Below are 22,582 nucleotides of genomic sequence, written 5' to 3'. Positions count from 1 at the left end.
AAACAACGATTTTACCTATCCAAATATTTACTACATAATGCTTTCCATGGATTCGGAGAACGAATCTAAATAATGTAAATAACTTAAATAGGAATATTAAAATGATCAATACTCAAATTAAACCATTCAACGCAACTGCATTTAAACAAGGTGAATTCGTTGAGATCTCTGAGCAAGACGTATTAGGTAAATGGTCTATCTTTTTCTTTTACCCTGCTGATTTTACTTTTGTATGTCCTACTGAATTAGGCGATGTAGCAGACCATTACGAAGAGTTACAAAAACGTGGTGTTGAAGTTTTCTCTGTATCAACAGATACGCATTTCACTCACAAAGCATGGCACGATAGCTCTGATACTATTGGTAAAATCAACTACTTCATGGTTGGTGATCAATCAGGCAACATCACAAACAATTTTAACGTAATGCGTGAAGGTCAAGGCCTTGCAGACCGTGCAACATTCTTAATCGACCCAGAAGGTACAATCCAAGCAATGGAAATCACTGCTGAAGGGATTGGCCGTGACGCTGAAGACCTACTACGTAAAGTTAAAGCTGCACAGTATGTTGCTGCTCATCCAGGTGAAGTATGTCCAGCTAAATGGAAAGAAGGCGAAGAAACATTAGCACCTTCTTTAGACCTAGTAGGTAAAATCTAAGTCTAAAAAAAACTAAGCAGCTTTGACGTTGCTTAGTACTAGATAGACCTTAGTCAATAGACTGAGGTCATTTAAAAATAGATTTTTATATTACCTTATTGACGTGAGAGTCGATTTTTAAATTAACCAATTTGCTTAATGACGTTTTTCAATAAACGTGGATCAACGCAGCTATAAAAAGTTACAAAGGTGGGATTATGTTAGACCAAAATATGAAGGCGCAATTAAAAGCGTACCTAGAAAATTTAAAAACAGAAGTACAACTTGTTCTTAGTCTTGATGACAGTGAAACGGCTAAAAAATTACATTTATTAGCGACTGATATCGCTTCATTACACGACAAAGTCAGCGTTATTGAAGATCAATCTGCAAGTGCTCGTCAACCAATCATGCAAGTGGTTAATCCAACTAAAAACACCGCTATCGGTTTCGCTGGTTTACCAATGGGTCACGAATTTACATCACTAGTATTAGCATTATTGCATAGTGGTGGTCATCCGATGAAGATTGATGCCGAGGTGATTGAACAAGTGCGTCACCTTGAAGGCGAGTTTAACTTCGAAGTATTTATTTCATTAAGTTGTCAAAACTGTCCTGATGTTGTGCAGGCGTTAAACATGATGGCTGCTATCAATCCAAACATAAAAACAACAATGATTGATGGTGCTGCGTTTCAAGATGAAGTGGCAGAACGCAATATTATGGCGGTACCGAGTGTGTACCTAAATGGTGAGGTTTTCACTCAAGGACGCATTACATTAAGTGAAATTCTTAACAAAATGGATACAGGGGCTGCGAAGAAACAAGCGGCAGCATTGAATGAAAAAGACCCGTATGAAGTATTAGTCGTTGGTGGTGGCCCTGCAGGTGCATCAGCTGCTATCTATGCAGCACGTAAGGGCATTCGTACAGGTGTGCTTGCTGAGCGCTTTGGTGGACAAGTGATGGACACGATGGCGATTGAAAACTTTATCTCAGTTAAAGAAACGCAAGGACCTAAATTAGCCGCTGCGCTTGAAGAACACGTAAAAGAATATGATGTTGATATTATGAATGAACAGCGTGCTGATGCAGTGGTTGCTGCAGAAAAAACAGAAGATGGTTACATTCATGTTTCACTTGAAAGTGGTGCTACATTAAAAAGCCGTAGTGTTATCTTATCAACGGGTGCTCGTTGGAGAAAAATGAACGTACCAGGTGAGCAAGAGTATAGTAATAAAGGTGTAGCTTACTGTCCTCACTGTGATGGTCCATTATTCAAAGGTAAAAAAGTAGCGGTAATTGGTGGTGGTAACTCAGGTATTGAAGCGGCAATCGACCTAGCTGGTATCGTAGCGCACGTAACTGTTTTAGAGTTTGCTGATACATTACGTGCAGACCAAGTATTAGTAGATAAAGCAAATAGCATTGCCAATATCGAGATTATTAAGAGTGCACAAACAACAGAAGTGATTGGTGACGGTACACGTGTTACTTCACTTAAATACCTTGACCGTGTAAGTAATGAAGAAAATGAAATTGAATTATCAGGTATCTTTGTACAAATCGGTCTAGTGCCAAACAGTGATTTCTTGAAAGACAGTGGCGTTGCTTTATCACCACGTGGTGAAATTGAAGTGAATGCTAAAGGTGAGACGTCATTACCAGGTGTATTTGCGGCTGGGGATGTAACGACTGTCCCTTATAAGCAAATTATTATCGCAATGGGTGAAGGTTCAAAAGCAAGCTTAAGTGCATTTGACCACTTAATTAGAACACCTGCGCCGAGCAAGTAGTCTCTATTATCCATCAATAAAAAAGCCGAGTAATACTATTATTCGGCTTTTTTTATTTCAAAAATCGATTATTTAATAGTAAATTTCACATCTGCATCACGTAATAAATACAGCGTAAAACAAGCAACCCACATAGGCCAAGCAGCAAAAAACAGTAAGTGATTAAAGCCATCTAGGTATTGGTTATACGCGGATAATGTTGATGCGCCATGAAGTAAAAAAATCAATCCATAAGTGAAACGTTTTTGCACTCCTGATACAAATGCTTTAGTAGTACTCCTGGTGCAACAAATTTATCGAGCGTCCACATTAACATAACAATAATAATGCTTAGGCAAAGTGTTAATAATAGCCATTGCAGACAGTTTTGCATATCCAGAGGTAAAGCTTGTGATATCTTCATTAAATAAAGTTATTTTGAATTAATGTTTTGTTTTGAAATAGAGCGGGTATGTAAGGGATTAGGGAGAGGAAGTGAGAAAGGCGCGATAAACGAGTCAATAAGTTTATCGCTATTAAAGTCTGCTCTATATTAAGTTAAGTACGCAGTTTAGCTTCGTCCTGACTGGCAAGATATTCATTATAAGTTCCTTGAAAATCGACTACTTTTTTATCTTTAATATCAATAATACGTGTCGCAAGTGATGAAACAAACTCACGGTCATGGCTAACAAAGATAAGCGTTCCTTTGAATGCTTTTAATGCGTTGTTTAAGGCATCAATAGCTTCTAAATCCATGTGGTTAGTTGGCTCATCCATTACTAAAACGTTAACGTCTTGCATCATCAATTTGCCAAATAATAAACGGTTTTTTTCTCCACCAGAACAATTGCGTGCTTTTTTATTTGCATCATCGTCAGTAAATAATAAACGACCTAAGATACCACGAACGATTAAATCACTGTGCTTGCTAGTACGCCATTGTCCCATCCAGTCCATTAGGGTGAGGTCGTTATCAAAATCAGTACTACTATCTTGAGGGCAGTAGCCGATTGATGCATTTTCAGACCATTTAACAACACCTACATTTTGTTCAATATCATTCACCAAACAACGCATGAAAGTGGTTTTACCAACACCATTTTCACCGATAATCGCAAGTTTAGCACCTGCTTCTAAAATAATATTACCAGCACTAAAGAGAGGGCCTTCATCAAAACCATGACCTAAATCTTCAAGGACTAATGCTTGGCGATGCATTTTTTTACCTTCATCAAAAGATAAAGAAGGGTGCATACGGCTAGTTGATTTAACTTCGTCTAGCTTAATTTTGTCCATTTTCTTAGCGCGAGAACTTGCTTGTTTTGCTTTAGATGCATTAGCACCAAAGCGATTTACAAAGTCTTGTAGCTCATCTATTTCTGCACTTTTCTTCGCATTTTCAGCTAATAACTGTTCACGAATTAATGAAGAAGCTTCAAGGAAGTATTCATAGTTACCAGGGTAAATACGTAACTCGCCGTAATCAATATCGGCCATGTGTGTACAAACAGAATTTAAGAAGTGACGGTCATGCGAAATAATCACCATGGTACAGCGACGTTTGTTTAATTCATCAGATAACCAGTTGATAGTATGAATATCCAAGTTATTAGTTGGTTCATCTAATAATAATAAATCTGGGTTTGCAAACAATGCTTGTGCTAATAACACACGTAATTTCCAACCTGGTGCAACTTGCTTCATTAAACCAAAGTGGAACTCTTCTTCTATACCTGCGGCTAATAAAATATCACCAGCACGACTTTCTGCTGTGTAACCATCCATTTCAGCAAACTCACTTTCAAGTTCACCTACTTTCATGCCATCTTCTTCGGTCATTTCAGGTAAGCAGTAAATACGGTCACGCTCTTGTTTGATTTTCCATAGTGCTTTATCACCCATGATCACTGCATCAATAACGGTGTACTCTTCAAAAGCAAACTGGTCTTGGCTCAGCGTACCCATTTTAATACCGGGATCGAGTGACACATTACCTGAACTTGGTTCTTGCTCACCGGTTAAAATCTTCATGAAAGTTGATTTGCCACAACCATTAGCACCAATCAAACCATAGCGGTTGAAGTGTCCAAATTTTGCAGAGATATTTTCAAATAACGGCTCTGCGCCAAATTGCATTGTAATGTTTGCGGTAGATATCAAAGCTAAGATTCCATCAGTTAAGAGCAAGAAGTTATGTGCCAATCGGCTTTAATAACGTTGCAGAAATAATACGGGCGCGCAGTATACAGATTAAGCAATTAAAATGTCGAATTATGTGAAGAAAAGCAGGTTATTTTTGTTTTATTTTTATTCAGTGTTTTATGAAATTAATTTATTCAGGATAAAAAAAGTGGTTAGCTTAGGGGAGTTGGGAATGAGGTTGGTGATTAAGGGCTTGTTAACAAGCCCTTATATGATGCTGAGATTACTCTTTAATTAAGATCACTTCATCTAAACGTACTTCGGTTTGAGAGCCAATATTCCCGTCCATTTTAATTCTTGATGGATCAGTGATATTTAATTTTGCATAAACTTTAACTTCAGTATTTGAACCTGAGTTAAAGCTTATAAATGTTTGGCGGAAACGTTTATCTGAAACACCTTTAGGTGCATTCTCAAGGTCATTAATATGCACTTCTTTAGTTGCAATTGATTTGCCCGCTAAATCTTGTACACCGTATATTAATTGGCTTGGTGAACCTTGGCCTTTTTTATCATTGTAATAAAGTGATAATTCATAATCAGTATTAGCTTGTAAACCTTTTACAGTTTGGATAACTCCTGGTTGCGCAGTAAAATCATCCGTTGCATTTTTAAAGCGAAAACGTACAGAACCTTCTGGACCAAATGCAGTTGTACCAGAGCTACCTGCATCGCCAATACCTTTATCTTTTTCAGTCAATTTTACCCAAGCATCACTTTCGCCTTTATTTTTTCTGAATAAAGTGAATTGTGGATCAGTGATCAGGTTTTCGCTTGCTGTCACTGCTTGTACATTTGTTGCTGTTGCTACTGTTTTAGTTGGAGCTGTACTTACACAACCTGTTAATAATGCTGCAACACTCAAAGCTAAATAAACTTTCTTCATTTTATATCCTTATATAATACCAATCCGCTTAACACTATTTTCTGTTAGCAAATCTAATTAAGTGGAATGGTATAAATGACGTTATTAATAGAGCCAATACTTTATAGGGAAATAAATTTATTTTATGTGATTGATTAAACAGCTTAAAAATCTGAGGTGGTGATATTGGGTAGTATTGTTATTTATGTGCAGTCTGTCGCTTTGGTATTTGTAGCAAAGCGACATTTTATGTGTGAATGGTTGAGGTTATAAACCTTGCTGATATTGCGCATTAGTTGAAACTGTGACCATATTATTAACAGTTACTTCTGCTTGTTGATCACCCTTTAAAAAACCTTCAAAATGTTTAATTAATGTCGCTTTATCTTGTTGTGCTTTTGAACCTGAACCGATATCGGTCAGATCGATAAAGAACTCGTCAAATAAGTGAGAGAAGTCTTTAACGGCATCAAAATTTAAGAACTGCTCATGGTTATAAATACTTGGGTAACCACCTAGTTGTTTATCAATGGCAAAAGAAATACCTTTTACGTTGGTGATCGTAGTCGCTTTTTGGCACTTCAACATACAACCATCTTCAATACTAGGTTTGTTACAGCCAACTGTTTGTTGGAAGAAACATTGACGACTAGTCATCATTAGAATTGGATGATAAATACTGTACAACATTTTGAAGTTAGCAGGACGTTTAATATTTTTAATTTGATTACGGTTAATTTCATTTGAAATGAATGCGCCAGCACAATTTAATTCTTCCTGTAGGGTTAATAGTGCGTATGAGTTAGTGGTATTTAAAAATGGACCTGCGATCCATTCAATACCCATTTCAAAGGCTTTATAAGCGATACCTGTATTATTAGTTACAATACGTTCAGGTTTTAACTCTTCCAGAATACGTACCGCTTCAATGTAATCTTTACCAATTAATACCGCAGGAAACCAAGGAATAAAACGTGGATTTCGTACTAAAATATCACGTTGTTTATTACAACGTTTTTTAAAGCTTTCTGGTAATTTGTAATAGATGTCTGCCGTTGTAACATCACCTAAATAAGCATCTTTTTCATCGCTGATTAATAGTGATAAAGTTGGGGTTTCATTCAGTTTATCATGTGAGGTTAATGGCGGTAATGTTACTGCTGGGATAACTTCTTTTTCATCATTAAGGTAATAAGCGACTTTATTTTTAACTTCTGTTAATTCTTTGAAAGGAATTGTTAGATTTTCAGCTAATTGTGAAAAATCAAACTCAGCCACATTATAACGGCTATTTTTGAAGCTTTTAAAGCGTTTGGCAATAGCATCTGAGGTGACGGCAGATTGTTCTGAAGTGATCATGGTTGATTTGGATTCAACAATGAAATTTTTAATATCGTCATTTCCATTACTGATTTTAATATCAACAGTAAAAGGATGACCTAATTGACCAGAAAAACGTAATGTTAAATCACTCTTATCAATATTTAATGTCGCAACTTTTGCAGCAACTTGATCCACAATTTTATTTTTTTCTGCTCGCAAATCCTCTTGAGCTTCTTGGATTTGTACTACAGAAATAGCATTATTTTTTTCATTCGCATGAGTAAAGCTGTTATCGCGTGGGTTATCGATAAACATATCTTTAGTCAGATTGCCTTTTAAAAAGGAATTAGTGAAATCACGGTTAAATACTTTATATAAAGCGGAATCGTCGGCTAATAGTTTTCCTGTGTCTATAAACTGATTGATCTGTTGTCGCCAACTATCAACGACCGTATGAACGTATTGCGCACCTTTAATACGGCCTTCTACTTTTAATGAATCTACGCCGGCATCGACTAATTCTGGGAGATCAAACCATGCAGAATTATCTTTTAGGTTAAGGGGGAACTTGTTACCTGCATTGGTTATTTCATATTCATCTCGGCAAGCCTGACTACAACGTCCGCGGTTACCTGAATTACCTACACTAACTGAGCTTGAATAACATTGTCCTGAAAAAGCGATACATAAAGCACCATGAACGAATACTTCCGTTAATACCTCATGATCATGTGCTAATGAAGTCAGGCTTTTGATTTCGGCTAAATTAAGCTCTCGTGATAAGTTGGCGCGTGTTGCTCCTATTTTAGCTAGGAATAATATTTGCCCTTCATTGTGCGTAGTAAGTTGTGTTGAAGCGTGAATATGTAAGCTTGGGAAGAATTTTTTAACTAAGTTAAATAAACCAAGATCTTGCACGATAATGCCATCAATACCTGTATTAACTAATTGGTTTAATAGTTTAGTTAGCGCAGGAATTTCATGTTCTAAAATGACAATATTGAGGGTTAAAAATACTTCACATTGGTATTCATGTGCGAGTTTAATAACGCCTACTAAATCATCAAATGATAGGTTAGCTGCACGATTACGAGCATTGAAAATATCTAAACCACAATAAATGGCGTTAGCACCAGCAATTATCGCCGCTTTAATTGCGTCAACATCACCACCAGGGGCTAATAATTCGATTTTTCTACTCATAATTTACTCACCATCTATTTGATTCATTTTTATTTTGAGGCAGGAGTTTACTCTTATCCATACCCTTTTACTATGGTATAGCGGCCGTGGAATTAATAAGCATTTAATTTGGGTGTTTTTAGTGGGGGTAATTGAATAGCCACTATTTTATTCAGTGTTTGCGGACCACCTTTAGAGATAGACTGTTGTTCTGAAAATGTTTGTTACTTTCATTTGCACAAATAGCTAATTAACATAACCCTATAAAAGGATATAAACATGATTGAATTAGGACAAAAAATCCCTGCAGCAACATTAAGTCAATTAACTTCTGAAGGAATGGTACAGCATGATGTTATTGAGTTATTTACAGGTAAAAAAGTAGTTTTATTTGCTGTTCCTGGTGCGTTTACACCAACTTGTTCAGAAGCTCATTTACCAGGTTATGTTGTACTGGCTGATAAGCTTCAAGCTAAAGGTGTTGATTTAATTGCTTGTGTTGCCGTGAATGATGCATTTGTAATGAAAGCATGGGGTGAAGTACATAACGCTTCTGAATTATTCATGTTAGGTGATGGCGATGCTAGTTTCACTAAAGCATTAGGTCTTTCAATGGACACAAAAGGTTTTGGTGGTGTACGTTCACAACGTTATGCAATGGTTATTGAAGATGGCATTGTAACGCAATTAAACGTTGAAGAGGCTGGTGAGTTTGAAGTAAGTAAAGCTGAAACTGTACTGGCTGCACTTTAGTTTATAAATTTATAGCGGAAGTTATTACTTCCGTTTTGTATTTTTGCTTGTATATAAATGCCCATTATTTAGCCTAAAACTAAATTAGTTTCATTTTTTATTTCTCGAATAAATTTAAGCCAACAGTGTAAATACTTAAATCAGGCTTATATAAAATAACTTCAACACCTGCCGTTTTTGCCTCCTCAAATAAGTCCGTGTATTTTTTATCGATAAAATGAGCTGCATTAACGCGCTGTATACCGGAATGTAATATGGCAAATAAAAGTACACTACGAAAGCCTTGCTGTTTCATTTCAATTAATTCACGTAAATGTTTTTGCCCTCTAGTGGTTACAGCATCAGGGAAGTAACCATCACCAGCTTGTTCTCGTTCATCTAAGAGTGTGCAGCTTTTTACTTCAACATAACAGTCGGCTTTATTTGGAGAACTGAGTAAAAAGTCTATACGGCTATTTTCTTCGCCATATTTCACTTCTGCTTTACAGCTTTGGTAGCCTAATAATTCAGGTATGTTTTGTTGCTCAATTGCTTGTGCTACTAAGGCATTAGCTTTTGCTGTATTTACACAAATTAAATGCTTCTTTTGAGTTAATGTGAATTCCCAAGTGTATTGATACTTACGTTTTTTATTACTCGAAGTGCTATAAAAGATAGTATCACCAGCACTGCCACAACCTGTCATTGCGCCTGTATTTGCACAATAAATTGTTGTTTCCGTTGCATCTTCTAATACAACATCTGCTAAAAATCGTTTATAGCGTTTTATTAATGTTGCTGTTTGTAGTGGTGTGTCAAATATCATTATTTTTCCGGTTTTTTATATCTTTATTTTAAATGATAGTTATTATCATTTGATTGTGATATTTTATAGATTAAGTCAATTGCTAGATACGTTACAGTAATATAAGGAAGTTAGGAAATGACTATTCAACTGGAAATTGATAAAGATAAATTAATGTATTTATTTGAACAAGGGGTGTTGTGTGCCGCAGACTTTCGTTGTTTAAATAGTATTTCTAAGCAACAGGTTGCTGAATTATGTTTAAGCAATTGTGCTAAACATTTACAATCAACAAGTTGTATTATCCCTATTAACATGCATAAATTAAATTAGCTTAAGTAAGCTAAACCTCGGATTATTACTTTCAATTCATATTACATTTCACTGATAGATCACGTAAACTACGCGCTTATTTTTAAGCGAATTATCAGGTGAATCATGATACGTCTCAACCAAGTTAAATTACCGCTCGACCACAATGAAGAAGCGTTGCAGCAGTTTGTATTAACAAAGCTAAATATTACTGTACAGCAATTGGTTAATATTCATGTATTTAAACGTGGATATGATGCGCGTAAAAAAAATCATATTACCCTTATCTATACCTTAGATATTTCATTAAAAGATATTGATGAAACTAAGCTGTTAGCTAGTTTTGAAAAAGATCAAAATGTCCGAGTTTCACCGGATACAGATTATCAATATGTTGCAACTGCACCTGCTGATTTAAAAGAGCGTCCGATTGTTATCGGTATGGGGCCTTGTGGTTTATTTGTGGCATTAATTTTAGCTCAAATGGGATTTAAACCGATTGTTTTGGAACGTGGTAAGTCCGTTCATGAACGAGCTAAAGATACTTTCCGTTTCTGGCGTACTAGTGAATTAAATACTGAATCTAATGTGCAATTTGGTGAAGGTGGTGCAGGCACATTTTCTGATGGGAAATTATATAGCCAAGTGAAAGATCCTGGTTTTAAAGGTTTAAAAGTTAAACAAGAATTTGTTGCCGCTGGTGCCCCAGCTGAAATTATTTATGTGAGTAAACCTCATATTGGTACTTATAAATTAGTGACTATGGTTGAGAAAATGCGCCGTAAGATCATTGAGTTAGGTGGTGAGATCCGTTTCGAAACACGTGTTGAAGAAATTAATATCGAAGATATTGATGGCCAAAAACAAGTGACAGGTGTGACTTTAAATGGTGGTGAAGTGATTAACTCTCGTTATGTCACTGCTGCAATTGGTCACAGTGCACGTGACACTTTCCAAATGTTACGTGATAAAGGCGTGCATATGGATGCACAATCATTTTCAATTGGTTTCCGAATTGAGCACAAACAAGAGATGATTGATCAAGCACGCTTTGGCATTAATGCTGGCCATCCTATTTTAGGTGCAGCTGATTATAAATTAGTTCATCACTGTAAAAATGGTCGTAGTGTTTATAGTTTCTGTATGTGTCCGGGTGGTGTTGTCGTGGCTGCAACGTCTGAAGAACATGCTGTTGTAACCAATGGAATGAGCCAATATTCGCGTAGTGAGCGTAATGCAAATAGTGCGATTGTTGTTGGTATTTCACCTGAAGATTTTAATAATGATCCAATGCAAGGTGTTGCTCTGCAGCGTAAATTAGAGCGTAATGCTTATATCATGGGTGGAAGTAATTATGATGCACCAGCGCAAATGGTAGGGGACTTCTTAGCTGCTGGCCAAGGAAAACCTTACCAAAATGTTGAACCATCTTATAAACCAAACGTAAAAATGACTGATTTAAGTGATGCATTACCTGACTTTGCAATTGATGCCATTCGTGAAGCGTTACCTGCATTTGCTAAAAAAATTCGTGGATTTGATAGTAAAGATGCCATGTTAACGGGCGTTGAAACTCGTACTTCATCGCCCGTTCAAATTAAACGTGGTGTTGATTTCCAAAGTATTAATACTCAAGGTTTATACCCTGGTGGTGAAGGGGCTGGTTATGCTGGCGGTATTTTATCTGCAGGTATTGATGGTATTAAAATTGCTGAAGCGGTTGCATTAAAAATGATCGCTGATTTAGAAGCTTAACCTTCACTTATTATAAAGCCAATGTGATAGTCACTCATTCAATCTATCACATTGGCTTTTATTTATTTTACGCCTTAATCATCTCTTATTTTTTATTGCATGTGCTGTTTCTGGCGTTGTAATAACTTACCTTTGCGTGTTGACTGTTTTTTCTCTCCTGCATAAAGATTAAGTGTATTAAATACTCCTTTTAATCTAGATGCCGCGTAATCTAATTCAATTTTTGCAATTACTTCCTGATGTATTTCTGGGAATAATGCTTCCACTGATTGTGAAAGTAATTCATACAATCGTTTAAGGTTAATTTTATGTGTTTGTCCTGTTTCTTCAAATAACCAGTTACAGATTGCCATAAAATTATCGAAAGGATTAGCTGCTAAAATGGTATCTAACGAATGTTTAAATCGCCCTGAATTACCTATCATATCCCAATATCTTGCAAAACGATTCATCAGTTGCATAGTTGCAAAATCAATACGATCAGTACTTAATATATTGAAGGGTGGTAAAGGATTAAAACGTAAATCAAAAGCTTCTGTATGTCTAATCACCGGAGTTCCACGAAGACGTTTTAAAATACCCATTTGAATTTCATGAGGGTGGCATTCATATAATTGGTTAAAACTATCTTTAAATGTTTCTAAGGTTTCACCTGGTAATCCAAAAATAAGATCGGCGTGAATATGTGCTGTCGTATTTTCTTTTAACCACATTAAGTTTTGTTTTGATTTAGGGTTATTTTGTTTACGGCTAATGTTTGTTTGTACTTCTTGATTAAAGGTTTGAATACCAATTTCAAATTGCAAACTACCTTCTGGAAATTGCGTTAACATCTCTTTTAATTTACGCGGTAAATGATCAGGTACCACTTCAAAATGTAGATATAAATCATCAGTCATTCTGTCTAAGAAAAACTGCATAATTTGTAGAGAGGTATTAATGTCTAAATTGAAGGTTCTATCAATAAATTTGAAATTACGTGCACCACGTTGATATAAAGTTTCCATCTGTTTCAGGAAGACTGTTAACTCATAAGGGTTTGATTTGGTGTCTAATGATGACAAACAAAATTCACATTTAAAAGGACAACCTCGAGAGGCTTCAACATACAATAAGCGATTTTTTAAATCTTCATCACTGTAATATTGGTAAGGCATTTCAAGATCTTTTAAATTAACGGGTTTAGATTTAAGCACCTTATTAGCAGGTTTTTCATTATTAATAATATCTTTACATAGTTCGTAAAAACTAATCTCAGCTTCACCTGTTAACACATAATCAGCAGTTTGGACAATTGCCTGTTGCTCAGATTCATAGCTTACTTCAGGCCCACCTAATACAACTTTAACCTCTGGAGCGATTACTTTTAATAAACTGACCACATTGGTTGTTTCTACTATATTCCAGATATAAACACCAAAACCGACAATGTCTGGTTTTGATTCTAAAATTTGTTCAACAATATCAATAGGCCAAGTTTGAATAACAAATTCTTTAATTTCACAGTATGGTTGAAGATCTTTTAAATTTGCATACAGGTAACGTAAACCTAAACTCGCATGAATATATTTTGAATTTAACGTCGCAAGCACTATTTTAGGAGTGGTTTCTCCAATGTTAAGTGGTGTGTTTGCATCACTTGCAGTCGTACGCATAATAGTTAGTTCATTATCGAATTGTTGTATAGCCATTGAGATTCTTACGTGTATTAGGAAATATGTGCTCAATAATACAGTAATCGTTGCTTTTATTCAGTGCTTGATTTACTACTTGAATCTGAGCTTGTTCAAGGAATAAATTTATTTAAATAAAGTTAAGCGTTGCAGCATCAAAATGCTGGCTAAACACGTTTTCCATATGAAATAATTTTCGATAAAGCTCTTCATATAAATATGTCTATAGCATTACCAATAATTCTCTGAAGTGAAGTGTCCAGCTTGGCGACGCAGATGTTTGTTATATCCTAGTTCTTCTAATGTTGCTCGACAGTCACGTACCATCTCTGGGTTACCGCAAATTAAAAAGAAACTGTGGATTGGATCGAGTGGGACACCATTGGTTTTACTTAAAGTACCTGAAGCTAATAAAGCTGGGATCCTGCCTGATAATGTATCAGGTACAATCTCACGAGAAACAACGGGGATATAACTAAATATTGTGCCTAACTTCTCTTGTAATGCAGTCATACGATCTTGATATACTAAATCAGCTTTTGTTCGCACGGCATGAACCAACACAATATGTTCAAAACGATCTAGTGATTTAGGATCCGCTAGCATAGATAGGAAAGGGCCAATGGCTGTTCCCGTTGATAACATCCAAAGATCTTTAGCTGCCTCGGGGATTTCATCTAATGTCATGAATCCTGCTGGATCTTCTCCAACGTAAAGGCTATCACCTGCTTGTAAGTTATTTAAACGAGGTGATAACTCGCCATCGGGTACGGTTATTAATAAAAATTCTAATAATTCATCGTCAGGGGCGTTGATGAATGAATAAGCTCGACGAGGCCATTCATCATTTTCAGTATACATTGCTAATTTAGTGAATTGACCTGCTTTAAAGGGATGTATAGGAGCTTTTATTTTTAGGCTGAATAGTTGCTCTGTCCAATTAATACGTTCGACAATAGTGCCTTTAATTAAACCTTGGGGAATAGAATTATTTGTCATTTTATTTCTCCATTATTAACTATAGAAAATGAGTTTAATTATTTTTAATCTTATGATGACTACAATTTTCAACCTTGGTTTCATGGTAAAAAATAAGTAGCTAGTATGGAAGCAGCTAACTACTTATTTGCTTAAATTTAGGAAGCTGTTAATTCCTATGTTAATTAGCCTTATTTAGCAGTGGCTAAGTTACGTAATACATAATGCAAAATGCCGCCGTGTTGATAATAGCTAAACTCATTTGGTGTATCGATTCGAATTTTTGCTTCAAAGGATGAGTGACTGCCATCTTTTGCAGTGACTGAGACGATAACTGTTTTCTGCTGTGAATTAACAGCCGGAATAGTAAACTCTTCTTCACCCGTCAAATCTAATGAATCAGCACTGTCATCATTCATAAACTGTAGTGGTAAAATCCCCATCCCTACTAAATTAGAACGGTGAATTCGTTCATAACTTTGCGCAATCACGGCTTTTACCCCTAATAATGCAGGGCCTTTAGCTGCCCAATCTCGGGAGCTGCCGGTACCGTACTCTTTTCCTGCTAATACAATTGATGCAATGTTTTGTTGTTGATATTGCATTGCGGCATCAAACACACTCATTTGCTTGCCTGATGGCATAAAACGTGTCCAACACCCTTCTGTACCCGGTGCTAATAAGTTACGTAGTCGCACATTTGCAAAAGTACCGCGCATCATTACTTCGTGATTACCTCGTCTAGATCCGTAAGAGTTAAAGTCTTTTGCTGCAACACCTTCACCTTGTAAATATTCTGCGGCAGGGCTATCTAACGCAATAGAGCCAGCTGGAGATATATGGTCGGTAGTCACACTATCACCTAGTTTTAATAAACAACGTGCATTTTTGATGTCGCTAATTTCTGGCACTTGAGCACTGATATTGTCAAAAAAGGGCGGTAATTTAACGTAAGTTGAATCTGGCCAATCATATTTTTGACTTTGTACAACGGCTAACGCTTGCCAATCTTTGTTACCGCTATAAACATCGGCATAGCGTTTAGTAAACATTGAGCTATCAATGACGTCTTCAATCACTTGTTTAATTTCTTGATTATCAGGCCAGATATCTTGCAAATAAATAGGGTTGCCTGATGCATTGTTACCTAAAGGTTCTGTCGCAATATCTATCTTCATATTACCAGCGAGCGCATAAGCAACCACGAGCGGAGGTGAGGCTAAATAGTTGGCTTGTACTTCAGGATGAATACGTCCTTCAAAATTACGGTTACCTGATAATACGGAGGTAACAGATAAATTACCTTGATGAATTGCTTCACTAATTTCAGCTGGTAGGGGGCCTGAATTACCAATACAAGTGGTACAACCGTAGCCAACAAGTTGGAAACCTAAGGCATCTAAATCTTTGTTTAAGCCTGATTTTAATAAATAATCAGTCACTACTTGTGAACCAGGAGCAAAACTTGTTTTTACCCAAGGTTTTACATCTAATCCGCATTTTTTAGCATTTCTCGCTAGTAAACCTGCTGCAATTAACACGGATGGATTTGATGTATTAGTACAACTGGTGATCGCCGCAATCACAACAGAGCCATGTTTTAAAACAAAATCCTCTCCGTTATATTGGCAAGCAACGCCCGCATCACCGCCAGTTGATGGCAATAAAGTGGAAGCTTGACCGCCTTCACTTTCAAAACCACTTTCTTCTTGTTTTATCTCAACTTGTTTAATGTTATTTTGTAATGCTAACCAGTCTTGATAGGCTTGACCTGCTTGGTCTAGTGATATTCTATCTTGTGGTCGTTTAGGGCCGGCTATTGAAGGAACAACTTTACCTAATTGCAGTGATAATCGAGTATGGTAAACAGCATTCTGCTGGGATTCGGTTCCCCACATATCCATAGCTTTTAAGTAATGCGTAATTCGCTCGATTTGTTCGCTGTCTCTACCAGTTAATTGCAAGTAATCAGTGGTTTGATGGTCAATAGGGAAAATACCACAGGTTGCACCATATTCTGGTGCCATATTCGCAATGGTCGCTCGATCAGCTAATGTTAATTCATTAACGCCTTCACCAAAGAATTCGACAAATTTACCTACTACTCCTGCTGCTCGTAATTGCTCGGTGACGGTTAATACTAAGTCTGTTGCAGTGGTGCCAGCAGGGAGTTTTCCTGTTAACTCAAAACCAACAATCTCAGGCAATAACATGGTGACAGGTTGTCCTAGCATTGCCGCTTCTGCTTCAATGCCACCCACGCCCCAACCTAATACACCTAATCCATTGATCATGGTGGTATGTGAATCTGTACCAACTAGGGTGTCTGGATACAATAAATTATTTTCATCGGTTTTGTTAAAGACAACTCTGGCTAAATATTCAAGGTTAACTTGATGCACGATGCCACGCCCCGGGGGGACGACTTTGAAGTTATCAAAACTCTGTTGGCCCCAACGTAAGAATTGATAGCGTTCATTATTGCGTTGAAATTCAATGGCGGTATTTTGTTGCATCGCATCGGCTTGAGCAAACACATCCACCATTACAGAGTGATCAATAACTAGCTCTACAGGATTCAAAGGATTAATTTTATCGGCTTGCCCACCCATTGTGATAATAGCGTCACGCATTGCTGCTAAATCAACAACGGCGGGTACCCCCGTAAAATCTTGTAAAATAACGCGTGAGGGTACAAAGGCAATTTCAGTCTCTTGCCAATTATCTACATCCCATTTAGCGAGCGTGTCGATATCTTGTGTTTGTACAAAATTACTATCTGCATGTCGCAATAAATTTTCTAATAAAATTTTGGCGGCAAAGGGAAGGCGGGAAATATCATATTCTTTAGATAGGCTTTCAAAACTATAATAATTATAAGCCTTATTATTAATGATAAATTGTTGTAAATACTGGATTGCTTTGCTCATTAGTAGTTCTCCATAAAAAGATTTGATGAATAACGTTAAGCTCAATAAATATACACTAACATATTAGGAGATAAATTTAAGGGTGGGTAAATAGTTATGCTGAGAAATACTTAGCAGTATTAAAACGTTATGTGCTCCTAATCATCTGTGAACTTATTACTAACAACTTCAGCTTAATAAAACTACAATGAACTTTACGTAATTGAGATGAGAGGTATAAATGAAAATTGTTTTGTTGGATGCACTATCATTAGGTGACAGTGATTTATCAGTATTTGACTGTTTGGGCGATGTTACTATTTTTCAAACAACAGATGTGGGACAAACTTCTGAAAGGCTTGCAGGACATGATGTTGTTATTACTAATAAAGTACTGATAACTGCACAACATATGGCTGAAAACCCACAGTTGAAATTAATTTGTATCTCAGCGACAGGAACCAATAATGTTGATTTAACCGCAGCAGAAAAAGCTGGGATCACTGTTAAAAATGTTTCGGGCTACTCTACTGAAAGTGTTAGCCAATCTACCTTCTCTTTATTATTTCAACTAGTGCATCAAACACGTTATTACGATCAATATATTGCAGAGCAACAATGGTGTGATAGCCCTATATTTACGCATATTGAACGTCCTTTTTTTGAAATCAAAGGAAAGCGTTGGGGCGTTATTGGATTAGGTGCTATTGGGCAACGTGTTGCAGAATTAGCCACTGCATTTGGTTGTGAAGTCTGTTATTACTCTACTTCTGGTTACAATACTCAGCAACATTTTCATCAAGTTAGCTTGGAATCGTTATTAAGTGAATGTGATGTTATTTCTATTCATGCTCCCCTTAATGAGCAAACTGAAAACTTAATTGGTGTTGAGGAACTACAGCAATTAAAACCAGGTGCTATTGTTATGAATTTAGGTCGAGGTGGCATTATTGATGAGCAAGCTATGGCGGAAGCATTAGATACACAAGATATCTATCATGCGACTGATGTATTAGCCGTTGAGCCAATGCTATCAAATCATCCTTATTTTTCCTTAAAATCACCTCATCGCTTAGTGGTTACACCACATACCGCTTGGGCAAGCGTTGAGGCTCGTAAATGTTTGATAGGTAAAGTTGTGCAGAATATAAAACTTTTTAGAGAATAGTTTTTTCAATTAATTTTTAATAACAAAAACGCCACTTTAATAAAATAAAGTGGCGTTTTTTATTAACGAAAAATATTTAATTCCTAGTGTTTATCCAGGGAAGAAAATAAGCTTCATTAGGAATAAAGCAGCAAGGAACCAAACACTAACACTTAGCTCTTTTGCTTTTCCACTTGCTACTTTGATAGCTGCGTATGCAATAAAACCAATCGCGATGCCGTTTGCAATTGAGAAAGTCAATGGCATCATGATTGCGACAATAACAACAGGTGCTGCTTCTGTAATATCATCCCAGTTAATGCTTTTTAAGCCAGCAACCATTAATACTGCTACATATAGTAATGCACCGGCAGTTGCATAAGCAGGTACCATTCCAGCTAATGGAGCAAAGAACAGAGCTAGTAGGAATAAAACACCAACAACAACAGCGGTTAAACCTGTGCGTCCACCTTCAGCAACGCCTGAAACACTCTCAATATAACTGGTTGTAGTTGATGTACCTAACATTGAACCAGCAATTGAAGCGCCACTATCTGCTAATAACGCTTTGTGTAAACGAGGTAGGTTACCGTCTTTATCTAGTAGTTTTGCTTTATCAGCAACGGCAATTAAAGTACCTGACGTATCAAATAAATCTACAAATAAGAAAGCAAATACCACGCTGATCATGCCAACATTAAATGCACCTGCGATATCCATCTGTAAGAAAGTTGGTGCAATGCTTGGTGGCATAGACATGATGCCAACATAATGAACATCACCTAATATCAGACCGATCACTGTCACACCTAAGATAGCGATCATTACGCCACCTTTAACACGATAATGTGCTAATGCAATAACTGCGATAAAACCTAAACAAGCCAATGCAGCCGGTAGAGCCGTTAAATCACCTAGACCAACGATAGTTGCTGGGTTTGGAACAACAATGCCTGCATTTTTAAGTGCAACTAAACCTAAGAATAAACCAATACCTGCTGCAATACCTTTACGCATTGGTAATGGAATTGAGTTAATTATCCACTCTCGTATTTTGAATAAACTTAATAGGGTAAAACAAACACCCGATAAGAATACTGCACCTAATGCAACTTGCCATGTGTAACCCATATGCAATACAACAGTGTATGAGAAAAAGGCATTAAGCCCCATGCCCGGAGCAAGTGCAACAGGGTAGTTTGCGTATAAACCCATGATGAAACAGCCGATAGCAGCAGCTAAACAAGTTGCTACAAATACAGCGCCTGGATCCATACCTGTTGCTGATAACATTGATGGGTTAACAAAAATGATATAAGCCATGGTTAAGAAGGTAGTAAAGCCTGCAACAATTTCTGTTTTCACATTAGTGCTGTGTTCGCTTAGTTTAAATAGTTTTTCTAACATAATTCTTCCATTACGAGCGCTTGGGAGGTCATTTATTACGACCTAGCAGAATCAAATGATCCTGCGTGAATGTGGCGCAATTATAGAAGAACTGGTTTTATTAGCTAGCAAAAATGTGAAGTCGGTATCAATTTATGCGGTTTTAGATCAAAAAATATTCAATTTTATTTTTATAAAAAACTGGCCGAAGCCAGTTTTTAGGTTTATTGCATGTGGGGATTAATTATTTTTTTGAGGGGACTCATGATTGGCGATAGTATCAAAACGGATCCCTTGGTCATTCACATCTAAATTGATATTCATGCCTGCATTATATTCCATTAAAAACATCGCTTCTTCTGGAATGACATCTCCAGCTATTGCGGCTGCATTAATAATAGGGCTAAGCATTTTTTTAGCGTCAAACGATGCCTGATAAAGACCTATTGCAGATAGTTTTTCAAGTGAAAGTTTTTCCGCTTCTTGCTGACCTTTATTGCCATTATAAATAACTAAATGTTGCCCTTTTATCGCAAGTTTCGGATCTAAATGTAGTTTTTCAGGGATTGGATAGATTTTATTTAGTGACACTGCAGGACCATTATTAACTAACTGCACATTTTGTAATTCTGGACTAAACATTTTAATTGAATTAAAAATCATCTCAGGGTTATCTGTATGTATTGCTACTAATGCATCTACATTATCTAATTGAGGTTGCTCATCTATTTTACTGACTGCGTAATCAAAAATACCAGCACTAATACCCTTTACACTTGCCGCCATATTAGAGCCTAACCCTAACATCGCTAATGATTGGCCACTCTGACTAATTTTAGATTGTATCTCAGCTAAAGGCGCACACTGATATGTAGGTGTTTGTAAGTCTTTCCAAATACTAGTGAGTGAAGTTGATAATTGACTAACATCTAATCCCAGTGATGTTGCAATAACGTTTTTATCAAACTCTTGTGTATAGTTTGGAATGAATCCACGCATTGCTTTTAGCGCATCTAATATCACTTTATTTTTGCTTTCAATAATAGTCGCAAACGCTACTGTAGAATGCTCTTGGGTGATATCTATTTTAGTATAGCCAAAAACAGTACGGGGCCAGTTTTGTGCAATGCTAGCCATTTCACTTTGACATGTAGCCGTATGTAACTGAGCTAAAGGATCACTATTATCTTGTTTGGCAATGGTTGTTAGCTGTTCTGCAAGTTGGTTTCCATTTGTAGTGGTTAAACCTTTAATGATTTCAATATGATTAATAAATCCAACGCTTGCATCGGAAAAACTATGCTGTTGAATAATATCTTGCAATGTATTTGTATCTGCTAAAGATGTATCTGGTTTATTAAGGCCTAATGCTGTTGCTAATAAATTATTAGAAACAATGTCGGTATTAATCGTCAATGTTAAAATACCATCGGCTTGAGCAACAACTAATTCAACTTTTGTTGTTGCATCTGGTTGCGAGATTTCATAACTACGGTAAGTTAAATCTTGAATTTTTTCTTCTGTATGTGAAAAACCAGTTTCTAATTCTTTTTTATCTAAAAGAGTCCAAATTGCTTGCGGATCTGCTACTTCTATTTTTAATACTGGTAATAAACCTAATGTATAGAAATAGGCTCTCACATTGTCTGCTAAACCAAATGTTTTAACTAATAGATCTGCATCTTTGGCACTTGCTTGGTAGGTTTTTAATAAACTCGTTAAAAAATGAAATGCGGGTGAATCTTTTGCTGATGCATCATAGAGAGCATCTAGCTTGTCTTGATCTGCTGGCGTAATTAAATGAGCACCAGAATTAATATAATCTTTGATAGGAAAGGGAGTTAACTGCCCTGCGAAAATAGGCGTGTCAGCGGGTACATAGTTTAATACATTATAGTTAGCATCTTGCTGCTGACTAAAATATGCGGCAGCCCCAATGACAGCAACAGCAATAGGAATAAATATTTTTTTCACAGTTAAAGCTCCATATTTGTGTGAAAATTATTACGTTCTTTGCAATAACTTTTAAAAGTGTTGTTAATGTTATAATCCTAGGATTATAAGCTAGCGAAATTATAAATTTATCAGGGTGATAGTAAGCTTATTTTTTAGAACCTTATTTCTTTTGATAACGTAGATCTTTCAAATTAAAGCCTAATTCAATATCGATTTTTAATGAGACCAACTTTTTCGCTAATAGTGCCTCGTTTTTTTGTTTTTTTACTTTTAATAAACGTTTATCGGAAGTTTCAGTCTGTTGGAGCATGTTATCTAAGTTTTGGTACTCTTCTAATAAAGCTAATGCTCCTTTATTACCTACCCCTTCAACCCCTTTAATGTGACTACTACTAATACCTGCAATCGCCCAAAAATCTGTCAGTTGGCAAATTTTAAGGCCTAATTGATTTTCTACATAATAACTGTCCATATGCAATGATTTAAAGTAATCGTAGATACTGGTATATGCATTAAGTAGTTGATAAAAGCCTTTATCGGTAGAAACAATGATGCATCGTTGCTGCCTTTCTGTCACTTTAGAGTTCAGTGTTGCAATTAAATCATCTGCTTCATCTTGCTCTGTAATAAGGGATTCGATTCCCATTTCGTAAAAAGCATCTTGGATTTGTGGTAAATAAGCTTTTAGTGTTGGAGGGATCGGTTTTCGGCCTTCTTTATATTCAGCTAATAATTGATGTCGCCAACTTTCTTGGTGACTATCAAAAACACAAATAACATGGGTAGGTTGATGTACACGCAACATTTTTTGTATCGCATTACAGGCGGTATTATTGGTTGCACTTAAAGCAAATTCATTATTCGTATTTTGCTTTTCTTGAACAGCATAGATACGACGAATTAGATTCATCGCATCTATGATTAATAATGATGCACTCATA

At 36.4% G+C, this 22,582-nt stretch carries 16 protein-coding genes and 1 pseudogene; 6 read left to right on the top strand and 11 right to left on the bottom strand.

Translation table 11 applies throughout. The features are described from left to right. Nucleotides 1-101 precede the first annotated feature (101 nt). Together ahpC and ahpF are read left to right on the top strand one after the other, a co-directional pair. Nucleotides 102-659 (top strand): alkyl hydroperoxide reductase subunit C, encoded by a 558-nt coding sequence (gene ahpC, locus E2R68_RS03980; RefSeq protein WP_134276223.1) that lies wholly within the window; start codon nucleotides 102-104, stop codon nucleotides 657-659. A 197-nt stretch (nucleotides 660-856) separates the two neighbouring features. Then, complete coding sequence (gene ahpF, locus E2R68_RS03975) at nucleotides 857-2,434, top strand: alkyl hydroperoxide reductase subunit F (protein ID WP_134276222.1); 1,578 nt, start codon at nucleotides 857-859, stop codon at nucleotides 2,432-2,434. A 68-nt stretch (nucleotides 2,435-2,502) separates the two neighbouring features. On the opposite strand, the pseudogene E2R68_RS03970 reads toward ahpF, so the two are convergent. The 4 genes and pseudogenes from E2R68_RS03970 to E2R68_RS03955 form a co-directional block, all read right to left on the bottom strand. Further along, a pseudogene (locus E2R68_RS03970) lies at nucleotides 2,503-2,837 on the bottom strand (hypothetical protein). 134 nt (nucleotides 2,838-2,971) lie between these two features. Then, nucleotides 2,972-4,576 (bottom strand): ABC-F family ATPase, encoded by a 1,605-nt coding sequence (locus E2R68_RS03965; RefSeq protein ID WP_134276221.1) that lies wholly within the window; start codon nucleotides 4,574-4,576, stop codon nucleotides 2,972-2,974. 265 nt (nucleotides 4,577-4,841) lie between these two features. Next, on the bottom strand, nucleotides 4,842-5,504 hold the full coding sequence (locus E2R68_RS03960; RefSeq protein ID WP_134276220.1) for a hypothetical protein: 663 nt from the start codon (nucleotides 5,502-5,504) through the stop codon (nucleotides 4,842-4,844). A 246-nt stretch (nucleotides 5,505-5,750) separates the two neighbouring features. After that, on the bottom strand, nucleotides 5,751-8,009 hold the full coding sequence (locus E2R68_RS03955) for a peptidase U32 family protein (protein WP_134276219.1): 2,259 nt from the start codon (nucleotides 8,007-8,009) through the stop codon (nucleotides 5,751-5,753). Between the two features lie 258 nt (nucleotides 8,010-8,267). Between E2R68_RS03955 and E2R68_RS03950 the strand changes: the two genes are divergently transcribed. Beyond that, nucleotides 8,268-8,741 (top strand): peroxiredoxin, encoded by a 474-nt coding sequence (locus E2R68_RS03950; RefSeq protein ID WP_134276218.1) that lies wholly within the window; start codon nucleotides 8,268-8,270, stop codon nucleotides 8,739-8,741. 97 nt (nucleotides 8,742-8,838) lie between these two features. Here E2R68_RS03950 and sfsA read toward each other — a convergent pair whose 3' ends face one another. Further along, the gene (gene sfsA, locus E2R68_RS03945) at nucleotides 8,839-9,546 is read right to left on the bottom strand and encodes a DNA/RNA nuclease SfsA (protein ID WP_134276217.1); all 708 of its coding nucleotides are present in this window, start codon (nucleotides 9,544-9,546) and stop codon (nucleotides 8,839-8,841) included. Nucleotides 9,547-9,663: 117 nt separating this feature from the next. Here sfsA and E2R68_RS03940 point away from each other — a divergent pair, with 117 nt between their 5' ends. Beyond that, nucleotides 9,664-9,858, top strand: a complete 195-nt coding sequence (locus tag E2R68_RS03940) for a hypothetical protein (RefSeq protein ID WP_134276216.1) — start codon at nucleotides 9,664-9,666, stop codon at nucleotides 9,856-9,858. Between the two features lie 105 nt (nucleotides 9,859-9,963). After that, nucleotides 9,964-11,592, top strand: coding sequence for an NAD(P)/FAD-dependent oxidoreductase (locus tag E2R68_RS03935; RefSeq protein ID WP_134276215.1), 1,629 nt, complete (start codon nucleotides 9,964-9,966; stop codon nucleotides 11,590-11,592). A gap of 92 nt (nucleotides 11,593-11,684) precedes the next feature. On the opposite strand, the gene E2R68_RS03930 is transcribed toward E2R68_RS03935, so the two are convergent. From E2R68_RS03930 to acnA, 3 genes are all read right to left on the bottom strand, one after another. Next, complete coding sequence (locus tag E2R68_RS03930; RefSeq protein WP_134276214.1) at nucleotides 11,685-13,283, bottom strand: B12-binding domain-containing radical SAM protein; 1,599 nt, start codon at nucleotides 13,281-13,283, stop codon at nucleotides 11,685-11,687. Between the two features lie 213 nt (nucleotides 13,284-13,496). Next, on the bottom strand, nucleotides 13,497-14,264 hold the full coding sequence (locus tag E2R68_RS03925; protein ID WP_134276213.1) for a ferredoxin--NADP reductase: 768 nt from the start codon (nucleotides 14,262-14,264) through the stop codon (nucleotides 13,497-13,499). 170 nt (nucleotides 14,265-14,434) lie between these two features. After that, on the bottom strand, nucleotides 14,435-17,173 hold the full coding sequence (gene acnA, locus E2R68_RS03920; RefSeq protein ID WP_134276212.1) for an aconitate hydratase AcnA: 2,739 nt from the start codon (nucleotides 17,171-17,173) through the stop codon (nucleotides 14,435-14,437). 220 nt (nucleotides 17,174-17,393) lie between these two features. Here acnA and E2R68_RS03915 point away from each other — a divergent pair, with 220 nt between their 5' ends. After that, nucleotides 17,394-18,320, top strand: a complete 927-nt coding sequence (locus tag E2R68_RS03915; RefSeq protein WP_134276211.1) for a D-2-hydroxyacid dehydrogenase — start codon at nucleotides 17,394-17,396, stop codon at nucleotides 18,318-18,320. Nucleotides 18,321-18,410: 90 nt separating this feature from the next. Here the strand turns inward: E2R68_RS03915 and E2R68_RS03910 are convergent, their stop codons facing one another. From E2R68_RS03910 to xni, 3 genes are all read right to left on the bottom strand, one after another. After that, nucleotides 18,411-19,706 carry an NCS2 family permease gene (locus tag E2R68_RS03910; protein WP_134276210.1) on the bottom strand — a complete coding sequence of 432 codons (1,296 nt, stop codon included), beginning with the start codon at nucleotides 19,704-19,706 and terminating at the stop codon, nucleotides 18,411-18,413. A gap of 219 nt (nucleotides 19,707-19,925) precedes the next feature. Beyond that, nucleotides 19,926-21,659 carry a hypothetical protein gene (locus E2R68_RS03905; RefSeq protein WP_134276209.1) on the bottom strand — a complete coding sequence of 578 codons (1,734 nt, stop codon included), beginning with the start codon at nucleotides 21,657-21,659 and terminating at the stop codon, nucleotides 19,926-19,928. Between the two features lie 142 nt (nucleotides 21,660-21,801). Continuing rightward, the gene (xni, locus tag E2R68_RS03900; protein ID WP_134276208.1) at nucleotides 21,802-22,581 is read right to left on the bottom strand and encodes a flap endonuclease Xni; all 780 of its coding nucleotides are present in this window, start codon (nucleotides 22,579-22,581) and stop codon (nucleotides 21,802-21,804) included. Nucleotide 22,582: the final 1 nt, after the last annotated feature.

The organism is Psychromonas algarum (assembly GCF_004376845.1).
Taxonomy (GTDB): domain Bacteria; phylum Pseudomonadota; class Gammaproteobacteria; order Enterobacterales; family Psychromonadaceae; genus Psychromonas.
This window is presented reverse-complemented; position numbering and strand designations above follow the sequence as displayed.

Bases quoted from the DNA above. Each gene is read 5' to 3' on its own strand.
- ahpC (WP_134276223.1), top strand. From the start codon at position 102: ATGATCAATACTCAAATTAAACCATTCAACGCAACTGCATTTAAACAA.
- ahpF (WP_134276222.1), top strand. From the start codon at position 857: ATGTTAGACCAAAATATGAAGGCGCAATTAAAAGCGTACCTAGAAAAT.
- E2R68_RS03960 (WP_134276220.1), bottom strand. From the start codon at position 5,504: ATGAAGAAAGTTTATTTAGCTTTGAGTGTTGCAGCATTATTAACAGGT.
- E2R68_RS03955 (WP_134276219.1), bottom strand. From the start codon at position 8,009: ATGAGTAGAAAAATCGAATTATTAGCCCCTGGTGGTGATGTTGACGCA.
- E2R68_RS03950 (WP_134276218.1), top strand. From the start codon at position 8,268: ATGATTGAATTAGGACAAAAAATCCCTGCAGCAACATTAAGTCAATTA.
- sfsA (WP_134276217.1), bottom strand. From the start codon at position 9,546: ATGATATTTGACACACCACTACAAACAGCAACATTAATAAAACGCTAT.
- E2R68_RS03940 (WP_134276216.1), top strand. From the start codon at position 9,664: ATGACTATTCAACTGGAAATTGATAAAGATAAATTAATGTATTTATTT.
- E2R68_RS03935 (WP_134276215.1), top strand. From the start codon at position 9,964: ATGATACGTCTCAACCAAGTTAAATTACCGCTCGACCACAATGAAGAA.
- E2R68_RS03930 (WP_134276214.1), bottom strand. From the start codon at position 13,283: ATGGCTATACAACAATTCGATAATGAACTAACTATTATGCGTACGACT.
- E2R68_RS03925 (WP_134276213.1), bottom strand. From the start codon at position 14,264: ATGACAAATAATTCTATTCCCCAAGGTTTAATTAAAGGCACTATTGTC.
- acnA (WP_134276212.1), bottom strand. From the start codon at position 17,173: ATGAGCAAAGCAATCCAGTATTTACAACAATTTATCATTAATAATAAG.
- E2R68_RS03915 (WP_134276211.1), top strand. From the start codon at position 17,394: ATGAAAATTGTTTTGTTGGATGCACTATCATTAGGTGACAGTGATTTA.
- E2R68_RS03910 (WP_134276210.1), bottom strand. From the start codon at position 19,706: ATGTTAGAAAAACTATTTAAACTAAGCGAACACAGCACTAATGTGAAA.
- xni (WP_134276208.1), bottom strand. From the start codon at position 22,581: ATGAGTGCATCATTATTAATCATAGATGCGATGAATCTAATTCGTCGT.